Source organism: Rhizobacter sp. P2_H3 (assembly GCF_056403355.1).
This window is the reverse complement of the sequence record NZ_JBFUFQ010000190.1, coordinates 1-11139: the sequence shown is the minus strand read 5'-3', so window position 1 is coordinate 11139 and position 11139 is coordinate 1. Positions and strand designations below refer to the sequence as shown.

Here is an 11139-nt window from a genome sequence, read left to right as displayed (position 1 = left end):
CATCACCACGACGCTGCCTTGCAGCAACGCGAAGCGGCCGGTGCGGCCCAGCGTGTCCCAGTTGGCGGCGATCCAGAAGATCAGGCCCAGCCCGCCGAGCGCGGCGGCCAGCACCGCAATGCCTTGCGGCAGGCGCTGCGAGAGCGCGGGTGGTTCGTCGTGCAGGTCCATGGCTCCTCCGGGATGTGGCGCGATGGTAGCGATGCACCGAGCCGTCCGGCGCTGGCAGGTGCAGCGAGTGCCGCGGCTTGCCACCGCCGGGTGCGCACAGCGATACCGTGTCGGGGTCAGTCCGGCGCGTCGAGGTTGTCCGTCACCCGCTGCAGCAGCGCCAGCAGCTGCCGCTGCTCGGTCGCGCTGAACCCCGACACGGCCCGTGCATTCAGCTTGCGCGCCTGCTGCTGCAGCGTGCGCAGCACCGCCTGGCCGTCGGGCGTCAGCGACAGCGCGACGCTGCGCCGATCCGCCTCGTCGGCCTGCGCGTCGAGCAGGCCGCGCTCGCGCAGGCCCTTGATCAGCCGTGCGAGCTGTGCCTTGTCGCGCCCGCTGTGCTGCGACAGCTCGCTCTGCGTCGCGCCGGGGTGGCGGCCGAAGTAGCCGAGCACCTTGCTCTCCATGTGCGTGATGTCGTGCGGCCCGTCGCGCAGCACCTGGTACTGCTGCCCGCGGTACTGGTGCATCACCGTGTGGATCAGCTCCAGCACGTCGTCTTCCACACGGGGCGCTGCTTTGCCCTGATGGTTGACATTGTCATCTTGTTTGCCCATGATGGGGGATATTGTCAACCATTTCGAAAGCGGGCCCATGACGGCAGAAACATCCACCCGGCGCGTGCAGCGCGTCCAGCATGAGATCAGGCGGCGCGAGCTGCGCGTCGTGCGCGTCGAGGCCACCAGCCCCGGCTTCCGGCGCATCGTGGTGGCCGGCGAGCCGATGGCGGGTTTCGTCAGCGCATCGTTCGACGACCATGTGAAGCTCTTCATCGACACCGGTGCGGCCGAGCCGGTGCGCCGCGACTACACGCCGCGCCGCCACGATGCCGCGGCGGGCGAGCTGACGCTGGATTTCGCGCTGCACGACGACGGCCCGGCGTCCGACTGGGCGGCGCGTGCGCAGCCCGGCGACGCGCTGACCGTGGCCGGCCCGCGCGGCTCGTTCATCATCCCGCTCGACTACGACTGGCACCTGCTGATCGGTGACGCGAGCGCGCTGCCGGCGATCGAGCGCCGGCTCGAGGAGCTGCCGGCCGGCACGCGCGCGATCGTGCTGCTGCAGCTCGATGCGGCCGACCGCCGGCCGCTGGCGAGTGCCGCCGCGCTGCAGGTGCAGCATGTCGACAGCGACGATGCGCTGCTCGCCGCGGCCCGGGCGCTCACGCTGCCGCCCGGCGACGGCTACGCCTGGTGCGCCGGCGAGGCCGCGGTGATGGCGGCGCTGCGCCGCGTGCTGGTCGACGAGAAGGGCCACGACCGCCACGCGATCCGCGCGGCCGCGTACTGGAAGCGCGGTGTCATCGCGCACCACGAGAACCTCGGCGACTGAAGGGAGCCACCATGTCCAACAGAACCTTGCCGCTCGACGACCACCTGCTCGACTACCTCATCGCCCACTCGGTGCGCGAGCACCCGGCGCAGGCGGCGCTGCGCGAGGCAACGCGGCGGCATCCGCATGCGGGCATGCAGATCTCGCCCGAGCAGGGGCAGTTCATGTCGCTGCTGGTGCGATTGATCGGCGCGCGCCGCACGATCGAGGTCGGCGTGTTCACCGGCTACAGCGCGCTGACGGTGGCGCTCGCGCTGCCCGATGACGGCCGGCTGCTCGCCTGCGATATCAACGACGACTACACCCGCGTCGGCCGGCCGTTCTGGCAGCAGGCGGGCGTCGCGCACAAGATCGACCTGCAGATCGCGCCGGCGTTGCTGACGCTCGATGCACGCCTCGCGGCGGGCGAGGCCGGGCACTACGACTTCGCGTTCATCGATGCCGACAAGCGCGGCTATGACGCGTATGTCGAGCGCTGCCTGCAGCTGCTGCGCCCGGGCGGGCTGATCGCGATCGACAACGTGCTGTGGAGCGGCGAGGTCGCGCACCCGGCCGCGGCCGGCACCGACACTGCGGCGCTGCAGGCGCTCAACGAGAAGCTGCATCGCGACGAGCGGGTGGATGTGTCGATGCTGCCGATCGGCGACGGGCTCACTCTCGCGCGCAAGCGCTAGGGCTCAGCCCCACACCTCCTGCGCGGTCTCGACGACGAGCCTGAGCTTCGCCCGCTGCGCCTCCACCGCGATGTCGTTGCCGTGCACCGTGCTGCTGAAGCCGCACTGCGGCGACAGGCACAGCTGCTCCAGCGGCACGTACTTCGCGGCCTCGTCGATGCGGCGCTTCAGGTCGTCTTTCGACTCCAGCTCGCCGAGCTTGGTCGTGACCAGGCCCAGCACCACCGTCTTGCCCTTCGGCAGGAAGCGCAGCGGCCTGAAATCGCCGCTGCGCGCGTCGTCGTACTCGAGAAAGTACGCATCGACGTCCATCTCCGACAGCAGCGCCTGCGCCACCGGCTCGTAGCCGCCCTGCGCCGCCCAGGTGCTCTTGAAATTGCCGCGGCACAGGTGCACTGCGAGCGTCATGCCGGCCGGCTTCTGCGCCACCACGCGGTTGATGAAACCGGCGTAGCGGTGCGGCAGCTCGTCGGGGTCGTCGCCGCGCTGGCGGGCCGCCTCGCGCATCTTGTCGTCGCACAGGTAGGCGAGGTTGGTGTCGTCCATCTGCACATAGGTCGCGCCGGCCGCGGCCAGCGAGCGCAGTTCGTCGCCGTAAGCGTTCGCCACGTCCTGGTAGAACGGCTCCAGGTCCGGGTAGTGCTCGCGGCTGATGCCGGCGCGCCCGCCGCGGAAGTGCAGCATCGTCGGCGACGGGATCGTCACCTTCGGCGTGCGCCGCGTCTGCGACTTCAGGTACTCGAAGTCGGCGCGCTGGATGTCCTTCACGTGGCGAACCTTGTCGATCACGCGCATCACCGGCGGGGCGAGCTCCTCGCTGCCGTCGGGCTTCTTCACCAGCACCGGGATGTCGGTCTTCACGCCGCCCAGCTGTTCCAGGAAATCGATGTGGAAGTAGGTGCGCCGGAACTCGCCGTCGGTGATGCTCTGCAGGCCCACGTCTTCCTGGAAGCGCACGATCTCGGTGATCGCCCGGTCCTCCACCGCGCGCAGTTCGGCCGCGCTGATCTCCTTCAACCGGAAGCGCTCACGGGCTTCGAGGAGGTACTTCGGGCGCAGGAAACTGCCGACGTGGTCGGCACGAAAAGGAGCGGCGGAACGCGAGGTCATGAAGGTCTCCTGTGAGGGTTCACCGCGATGCGCGATGCCCCCGTTTCTGCTGCAATGTTCTTATATAGAACACGGGTGCTGTATGCGAACCAGGATGCTAGCATCCGGCCCCGGATTCGCTGCATCATCCACCGCCTTCCCAACGGAGACAAACGCATGCACAAGCGCACCGCCCTGCGGCACCTCGCTGCGGCGGGGCTGGCCTCGAGCCTGCCCCTGGCTTTCCAATCGACCGCCTTCGCGCAGGCCAAGCCGTTCAAGATCGGCTTCATCCTCCCGATGACCGGGCAATCGGCGTCGACCGGCCGGCAGATCGAAGCGGCCGCGAAGCTCTACCTGGCGCAGAACGGCGCGACGGTCGCCGGCCGCAAGATCGAGCTGATCATCAAGGACGATGCCGGCGTGGCCGACGCGACGCGCCGCATCGCGCAGGAGCTGGTGGTCAGCGACAAGGTCGACGTGCTGGCCGGCTTCGGGCTGACGCCGCTGGCCCTCGCGACCGCGCCGATCGCGACGCAGAGCAAGACGCCGATGGTCGTGACCGCCGCGGCCACGTCGATCGTCACCGAGCAGTCGCCCTACATCGTGCGCACCAGCTTCACGCTGCCGCAGGTGACGCTGGGCATTGCCGAGTGGGCGGGCAAGAACCAGATCAAGCGCGCGGTGACGCTGGTGGCCGACTACGCGCCCGGCATCGACGCCGAGAAGACCTTCAAGGACCGCTTCAAGCTGAACGGCGGCGAGGTCATCGGCGAGATCCGCTCGCCGCTGCGCAACCCCGATTTCGCGCCCTTCCTGCAGAAGGTGCGCGACCTGAGCCCCGATGCGGTGTTCGTGTTCCTGCCGTCCGGCCAGGGCGCGGCCTTCATGAAGCAGTTCGCCGAGCGCGGGCTCGACAAGTCGGGCATCCGCCTGATCTGCACCGGCGACGTGACCGATGACGACCAGCTCAACGACATGGGCGACGTCGCGCTGAACATCGTCAGCTCGCACCACTACTCGGCCTCGCACCCGTCGGCGGTCAACAAGAAGTTCGTCGAGGCCTTCCAGGCGGCCAACAAGTTCCGCCCGAACTTCATGGCGGTGGCCGGCTACGACGGCATGCGCGTGATCACGAAGGCGCTCGAGGCCACCAAGGGTGCGGGCGGCGGCGATGCGCTGCTGGCCGCAATGAAGGGCCAGGTGTTCGAGAGCCCGCGCGGCCCGGTGCTGATTGACGCGCAGACGCGCGACATCGTGCAGGACGTCTACATCCGCCGCGTCGCGCGCGTGAACGGCCAGCTCTTCAACGAGGAGTTCGACGTGCAGAAGGCCGTGAAGGACCCGGGCAAGACGAAGTAGGCATGCTGACGCTGCTGTTCGACGGCATCGCCTACGGCATGCTGCTGTTCGTGCTGGCCGTCGGGCTGGCGGTCACGCTCGGGTTGATGAATTTCGTCAACCTGGCGCATGGCGCGTTCGCGATGGCCGGCGGCTACGTCACCGTGCTGCTGATGAACCGGCTCGGCGTGCCCTTCCTCGCGACGCTGCCGGCCGCCTTCATCCTCACCGCGCTGGCCGGCGCGCTGCTCGAACGCACGCTGTACCGGCCGATGTACGCGAAGCCGCACCTCGACCAGGTGCTGTTCTCGATCGGCCTGGTGTTCATGGCGGTGACGGCGGTCGACTGGCTGATCGGCTCGCAGCAGCAGATGATCCAGGTGCCGCCGTGGCTGCAGGGCCGCTTCGACTTCGCCGCGGTCGGCATCGGCAAGTACCGGCTGTTCATCATCGTGCTGTGCGCGCTGCTGACGATCGCGCTGCAGGCGGTGCTGACGCGCACCCGCTTCGGCAGCCGGCTGCGCGCCGCGGTCGACGACCCGCGCGTCGCGCAGGGCCTGGGCATCAACACCAGCCAGGTGTTCCTGCTGACCTTCGCGGTCGGCTCGGGGCTGGCCGGCCTGGGCGGTGCGCTCGGTGCCGAGGTGTTCGGGCTGGATCCGAGCTTCCCGCTCAAGTTCATGATCTATTTCCTGATCGTCGTCTCGGTCGGCGGCACCACCACCATCACCGGTCCGTTGCTGGCCGCGCTGCTGCTCGGCATCGCCGACGTGTTCGGCAAGTACTACGTGCCCAAGCTCGGCGCCTTCATCGTCTACACGCTGATGATCGTGATCCTGACGCTGCGCCCGCAGGGGTTGTTCGGGCGGAGTGCCAGCCGATGAGCGTCCGGGATTCGCTGTCCGCCGCTTCGGCCTGGCGCTGGTGGGAGTTCGCGCTCGGGCTGGTCGCGCTCGGCTCCTGCGTGTTCGCCGGCGAGCATGCGCTGCTGCTCAACGAGATCGCGATCCTCGGGCTGTTCGCGATGTCGCTCGACCTGGTGCTGGGCTACGCCGGCATCGTGTCGCTCGGCCATGCGGCGTTCTTCGGCTTCGGTGCCTATGTGGCGGCGCTGTTCGCGAAGCACGTGATGCCCGATCCGCTGGTCGGGCTGGCGGTGGCGATCGCGGCGTCGGCGCTGCTCGGCGCGCTCGGCAGCCTGCTGATCCTGCGCGGCTCCGACCTGACGCGGCTGATGGTGACGCTCGGCGTCGCGTCGGTGCTCTACGAGCTGGCGAACAAGCTGGACTGGCTGACCGGCGGCACCGACGGGCTGCAGGGCGTCGTGATGGGGCCGTTGCTCGGGCGATTCGAGTTCGACCTGTACGGCCGCACCGCGTACGCCTACAGCCTCGCGGTGCTGGTGCTCGCGCTGCTGTTCGCGCGGCGCGTCGTGCACTCGCCGTTCGGCGTCTCGCTGAAGGCCTTGCGCGACAACCGGCTGCGCGCCACCAGCGTCGGGCTGTCGGTGCCGGCGCGGCTCGCGGCGGTGTACACCCTCGCGGCCGGGCTCGCCGGCGCGGCGGGCGCGCTGCTCGCGCAGACCAGCGGCTTCGCGTCGCTCGACGTGCTGGATTTCCACCGCAGCGCCGACGTGCTGCTGGTGCTCGTGATCGGCGGCACCGGCTACCTGTACGGCGGGCTGTTCGGCGCGATCGCGTTCAAGCTGCTGCACGACCTGGTGTCGGCCTGGACGCCGCAGTACTGGCTGTTCTGGCTCGGGCTGTTCCTCGTGGTGCTGATGCTCGTGGGCCGCGACCGCTTCATCCGCCCGTGGACCTGGTGGGGCCGCAAGCCATGACCATCGCGCTGGAAACCCGCGGCCTCGTCAAGCGCTTCGGCGGCATCGCTGCGACGCAGGACGTGTCGCTGACGATCGAGACCGGCGCGCGCCACGCGCTGATCGGCCCGAACGGTGCCGGCAAGACGACGCTGATCAACCTGCTGACCGGCGTGCTCGCGCCGAGCGCCGGCACGATCCTGCTCGACGGCCAGGACATCACCCGCCTCGCGCCGCACCAGCGCGTGAAGCGCGGGCTGGTGCGCACCTTCCAGATCAACCAGCTGTGGAGCGAGCTGACGCCGCTGCAGTCGCTGGCGCTCGCGGTGACGGCCGAGCGCGGGGCCGCTTCGCGCTGGTGGCAGCCGCTCGGCCGGGCCGATGGCGTGGCCGAGGCCTGCGAGACGCTGCTGAAGCAGTTCCGCCTCGACGACGTGATGGACCGCAAGGTGGCAGTGCTGCCCTACGGCAAGCGCCGGCTGCTGGAAATCGCGACCGCGCTCGCGTGCCGGCCGCGCGTGCTGCTGCTCGACGAGCCGGTGGCCGGCGTGCCCGAGGGCGAGCGGCAGGAGATCTTCGACACCATCAACGCGCTGCCGGCCGACGTGTCGATCCTGCTGATCGAGCACGACATGGACCTGGTCTTCAACTTCGCGCGCCGCGTGTCGGTGCTGGTCAACGGCGCGCTGTTCGCCGAGGGCGACGTGCAGGCGATCGCGAACGACCCGCGCGTGAAGGCGGTGTACCTCGGCCAGGGGGAGGTCGCCCATGGCTGAGCCGCTGCTGCGCGTGGAGGGCCTGAGCTCCGGCTACGGCGAGGCCGTGGTGGTGCAGGGCGTCGACCTGGAACTGGCGGCCGGGCAGTCGCTCGCGCTGCTGGGCCGCAACGGCACCGGCAAGACGACGCTGCTGAATACGCTGGTCGGCGTGACGCGCCGCCATGCCGGCCGCATCGTGCTGGCCGGGCAGGACATCAGCGCGACGGCCCCGTACCGGCGCGCCGCGGCCGGCATCGGCTGGGTGCCGCAGGAGCGCAACATCTTCAAGTCGCTGACGGTCGACGAGAACCTGACGGCGGTCGCGCGCCCGGGGGCGTGGACCGTCGCGCGCGCCTATGAGATGTTCCCGCGGCTCGCGGAGCGGCGCGGCAACCTGGGCCACCAGCTGTCCGGCGGGGAGCAGCAGATGCTGGCGGTGGCGCGCGCGCTGGTGCTGAACCCGAAGCTGCTGCTGCTCGACGAGCCGCTGGAGGGCCTGGCGCCGATCATCGTGGAGGAGCTGCTGCGCTCGATCGCGCGCGTGGTGCGCGACGAGGGGCTGTCGGCCATCATCGTCGAGCAGAACCCGCGGATGATCCTGCCGATCACGCAGCATGCGGTGGTGCTGGACCGCGGCAGCATCGTGCACCGCAGCGACAGCGCGGCGCTGCTTGCCGAGCCGCAGCAGCTCGAGCGCTGGCTCGCGGTGTCGCAGCGCTGAACTGAGCAATCCCGGTGGCGCGCGGCGGCGGCCTGCGCCCTACAGTGGCGCGGCCCATCACCTTCGTCCATGCGCCACCAGTCCGAGCTCTCCTACCGCCGCCGCATCAACCGCGTCGTCGCCCATGTGCATGCGCAGCTGTCCTCCGATCTGGAGGGGAGCACGCTGGCCGACATCGCCGCGATGTCGCGCTTCCACTTCCACCGCGTGTTCTCCGCGATGACCGGCATGACGCCGGCGCAGTACGTGCTGCGCATGCGTCTCGCGGCCGCCGTCGAGGCGCTGCGCGGCGGCAGCGCGCCGGTCGGGAAGATCGCGCTCGATTGCGGCTTCGATGGCGGCACCAGCTTCGCCCGCGCGCTGCGGCGCGAGTGCGGGCTGTCGCCGAGCGCGGTGCGCCAGGCGCTGGTGGACCCGCGCCTGGTGCTGCCGGTGGTGGCGTCCCCCCGTCCCCTCAGGAGAAAGACCATGCTTGAACCGAGCTTCCGCGACCTGCCTGAACGCCAGGTGCTGTGCGCCACCGAACGCGGCGCGATCGACAACGACATGAGTGCCGCCGCGCAACGCGCCTTCGGCCGCCTGCTGCCCGCTGTGCAGGCGCTCGGCCTCGGCGAGCGGCAGACCGCGTGCCTCGCGATCTGTCCCGACGAGATCAAGGGCTTCGACGACCCCGAGGCGCGCTTCATCGCGGCCGTCGCGTTCAGCGGCCCGGTGCCCGATCTCTCGGCCGTCGACCGCATCGACTGCCAGGCGATCCCCGCCGGCCGCTGGGCGGTGTTCCGCCACACCGGCCCGTACGACACGCTGTGGCAGACCTGGCGCGCGATCTACCGCGACTGGGTGCCGTCGTCCGGCATCGAGCTGCGCGACGCCGCGCCGTTCGAGGACTACGTGAACGACCCCAGCCAGGTGCCGGCCGAGCAATTGATCACCGACATCCACATCCCGGTGCGCTGACGCGCCGCTCAGTGCTCGAGCGGCAGGCCGACGTAGTTCTCGGCCAGCACCGTGGCCGCCGCCTCGGAGTGCAGCAGGTAGCCGATCTCGGCCTCCTGCACCTTCTGGCCGAACTCGCCGCCGTCCGGGAAACGGTGCATCAGCGACGTGAACCACCACGAGAAGCGCACCGCGTTCCAGACGCGGCGCAGGCAGCGTTCGGAGTAGCGGTCGATGCCGGCGTCGCTGCGCTGCCGGTAGTGCTCGATCAGCGCCTGCGACAGGTACTGCACGTCGGAGGCCGCGAGGTTCAGGCCCTTCGCGCCGGTCGGCGGCACGATGTGCGCCGCATCGCCGGCGAGGAACAGCCGGCCGAAGCGCATCGGCTCGGCGACGAAGCTGCGCAGCGGCGCGATGCTCTTCTCGATCGACGCTCCGGTGACCATGCGCTCGGCCGATTCCGGGTCGAGCCGGCGCCGCAGCTCGTCCCAGAACGCCTGGTCGCTCCAGCGCGCGACCGAGTCGTCCGCCGGGCACTGGATGTAGTAGCGGCTGCGCGTCAGCGATCGCATGCTGCACAGCGCGAAGCCGCGCTCGTGGTTCGAGTAGATCAGCTCGTGCGAGACCGGTGGCGTGTCCGACAGCACGCCGAGCCAGCCGAACGGGTAGCTGCGCTCGAACACCTTCAGCGCGGCCGGCGGCACGCTCGCGCGGCTCACGCCGTGGAAGCCGTCGCAGCCGGCGATGAAATCGCACTGCAGCTCGTGCGTGACGCCTTGCCGGCGCCAGGTGACGCGCGGCGCCGCACCGTCGAAGTCGTGCAACGCAACGTCCTCGGCCTCGTACTCGGTGACGGCGCCGCAGGCGCTGCGGGCATCCATCAGGTCGCGCGTCAGCTCGGTCTGGCCGTAGACCATCACCTGCCGGCCGTGCGTCAGCCGGTGCAGGTCGATGCGCTGGCGGGTGTTGCGAAAGCCGAGGGCGAAGCCGCCGTGCACCAGCCCCTGCGCATGCATGCGCTGGCCGATGCCGAGCTGGTCCATCAGGTCGACCGTGCCCTGCTCGAGCACGCCGGCGCGGATGCGGCCCAGCACGTAGGCGGCGCTGCGCTGCTCGAGGATCACCGCATCGATGCCGGCCTGGTGCAGCCGCTGGCCCAGCAGCAGCCCCGCCGGCCCACCGCCGACGATGGCTACTTGTGTGCGGGCCGTTGTCACAGCACCGTGCGCAGGCTCGCCTGCGCGTGAAGCAAGGCCGGCAGCGAGCCTTCGACCAGCTGGTCCATCGTCACGCGCGCCGCATGCACGCTGACGTTCATCGCCGCGAGCACCTCGCCGCGGTGGTTCTTCAGCGGCACCGAGATCGTGCGCAGCCCGAGCTCCAGCTCCTGGTCCACCGTCGCATAGCCCTGCGAGCGGGTGCGGGCGATCTCCAGGCGCAGCCGCTCCGGCAGCGTGATGGTGTTGGGCGTCAGCGGCTCCAGCGCCTGGCGGGCGATCCACGCGTCGACCTCGGCCTGCGGCAGCGCGCTCAGCAGCACGCGGCCGTTCGCGGTGCAGTACGCCGGCACGCGCGTGCCGGGCTGCAGCGTCGACGACACGACGCGGCCGGCGCTGGTGGCGGCGATGCAGATCACGTCGTTGCCATCCAGCACGCCGGCCGACGAGGCCTCCTTCAGCGCGTAGGCCAGCTTGTGCAGCTCCGGCTGCACGATGCGCGGCAGCCGCGCCGAGTGCATGTAGCTCTGGCCCATGCGCAGCACCTTCGGCGTCAGCGCGTACATCTTGCGGTCGCTGTTGACGTAGCCGAGGTACTCCAGCGTGATCAGGTAGCGGCGGGCGGCGGCGCGGGTCAGGCTGCAGCGCGCGGCGACCTCGCTGATCGTGAGCCGTGGCCGGTCCTGGTCGAAGGCCTCGATCACCGCGAGGCCCTTCTCGAGGCCGGCGATCAGGTCGCGCTTGTTGGGACCGGCGGCGGTGGTGGTGGAGGACGGTGCCTCGGCGAGGTCGCCGGCCGGGTCGTCGTCGTCGGGAAGCTGCGGTTCGCGAGCATTCATCAACTGCTACTCCGATGTGCGCCAATCGCCCACGGCGGGCGCTGTGTCGACGCGATCGATGCGCAACCCCTTGTGGTGCGGATCAATGTAGCCTACCTTTCGCGCGTTGCAGCTGCCGCCGGGCCTTCGTGGGCGATTGGCGGATCAAGGAGACAGCGATGCAGTTCGACGAGGTGGCCCCGGGCGTGTACCCGAGCCTGATC

General features: G+C 70.2%; 13 protein-coding genes. 8 read left to right on the top strand and 5 right to left on the bottom strand.

Going from position 1 to position 11139, the window contains the following annotated elements; translation table 11 throughout:
• Positions 1-171: DUF2157 domain-containing protein (locus AC1D1T_RS24895; RefSeq protein WP_477992670.1), on the bottom strand; the 171-nt coding region annotated here is incomplete at its 3' end.
• A gap of 116 nt (positions 172-287) precedes the next feature.
• Positions 288-716, bottom strand: a complete 429-nt coding sequence (locus AC1D1T_RS24890) for a MarR family winged helix-turn-helix transcriptional regulator (protein WP_465110721.1) — start codon at positions 714-716, stop codon at positions 288-290.
• An 88-nt stretch (positions 717-804) separates the two neighbouring features.
• On the opposite strand from AC1D1T_RS24890, the gene AC1D1T_RS24885 reads away from it, so the two are divergent.
• Both AC1D1T_RS24885 and AC1D1T_RS24880 read left to right on the top strand, forming a co-directional pair.
• On the top strand, positions 805-1542 hold the full coding sequence (locus AC1D1T_RS24885) for a siderophore-interacting protein (protein WP_477992669.1): 738 nt from the start codon (positions 805-807) through the stop codon (positions 1540-1542).
• An 11-nt stretch (positions 1543-1553) separates the two neighbouring features.
• The gene (locus AC1D1T_RS24880; protein WP_477827545.1) at positions 1554-2216 is read left to right on the top strand and encodes a class I SAM-dependent methyltransferase; all 663 of its coding nucleotides are present in this window, start codon (positions 1554-1556) and stop codon (positions 2214-2216) included.
• A 3-nt stretch (positions 2217-2219) separates the two neighbouring features.
• Here the strand turns inward: AC1D1T_RS24880 and AC1D1T_RS24875 are convergent, their stop codons facing one another.
• Positions 2220-3326, bottom strand: a complete 1107-nt coding sequence (locus AC1D1T_RS24875) for a 5-methyltetrahydropteroyltriglutamate--homocysteine S-methyltransferase (RefSeq protein WP_477992668.1) — start codon at positions 3324-3326, stop codon at positions 2220-2222.
• A gap of 156 nt (positions 3327-3482) precedes the next feature.
• Between AC1D1T_RS24875 and AC1D1T_RS24870 the strand changes: the two genes are divergently transcribed.
• The 6 genes from AC1D1T_RS24870 to AC1D1T_RS24845 all read left to right on the top strand — a co-directional run bounded on the left by AC1D1T_RS24870 (position 3483) and on the right by AC1D1T_RS24845 (position 8901).
• Positions 3483-4667, top strand: coding sequence for an ABC transporter substrate-binding protein (locus AC1D1T_RS24870; RefSeq protein WP_477826889.1), 1185 nt, complete (start codon positions 3483-3485; stop codon positions 4665-4667).
• A 2-nt stretch (positions 4668-4669) separates the two neighbouring features.
• Complete coding sequence (locus tag AC1D1T_RS24865; RefSeq protein WP_477826888.1) at positions 4670-5530, top strand: branched-chain amino acid ABC transporter permease; 861 nt, start codon at positions 4670-4672, stop codon at positions 5528-5530.
• A complete protein-coding gene (locus AC1D1T_RS24860; RefSeq protein ID WP_477826887.1) occupies positions 5527-6486 on the top strand; it encodes a branched-chain amino acid ABC transporter permease in 960 nt (319 codons plus the stop codon). Before AC1D1T_RS24865 ends, AC1D1T_RS24860 begins: the two co-directional genes overlap by 4 nt.
• Positions 6483-7241 (top strand): ABC transporter ATP-binding protein, encoded by a 759-nt coding sequence (locus AC1D1T_RS24855; protein ID WP_047509102.1) that lies wholly within the window; start codon positions 6483-6485, stop codon positions 7239-7241. Before AC1D1T_RS24860 ends, AC1D1T_RS24855 begins: the two co-directional genes overlap by 4 nt.
• Positions 7234-7944 carry an ABC transporter ATP-binding protein gene (locus AC1D1T_RS24850; RefSeq protein WP_477826885.1) on the top strand — a complete coding sequence of 237 codons (711 nt, stop codon included), beginning with the start codon at positions 7234-7236 and terminating at the stop codon, positions 7942-7944. The genes AC1D1T_RS24855 and AC1D1T_RS24850 overlap by 8 nt, the downstream gene beginning before the upstream one ends.
• 69 nt (positions 7945-8013) lie before the next feature.
• Positions 8014-8901: an AraC family transcriptional regulator gene (locus AC1D1T_RS24845; RefSeq protein WP_477992667.1), complete on the top strand. Its 888-nt coding sequence runs from the start codon at positions 8014-8016 to the stop codon at positions 8899-8901.
• 8 nt (positions 8902-8909) lie between these two features.
• Here the strand turns inward: AC1D1T_RS24845 and pobA are convergent, their stop codons facing one another.
• Positions 8910-10097, bottom strand: coding sequence for a 4-hydroxybenzoate 3-monooxygenase (gene pobA, locus AC1D1T_RS24840; protein ID WP_477826203.1), 1188 nt, complete (start codon positions 10095-10097; stop codon positions 8910-8912).
• Positions 10094-10936, bottom strand: a complete 843-nt coding sequence (locus tag AC1D1T_RS24835) for an IclR family transcriptional regulator domain-containing protein (protein WP_047508989.1) — start codon at positions 10934-10936, stop codon at positions 10094-10096. Before AC1D1T_RS24835 ends, pobA begins: the two co-directional genes overlap by 4 nt.
• Between the last annotated feature and the right edge of the window lie 203 nt (positions 10937-11139).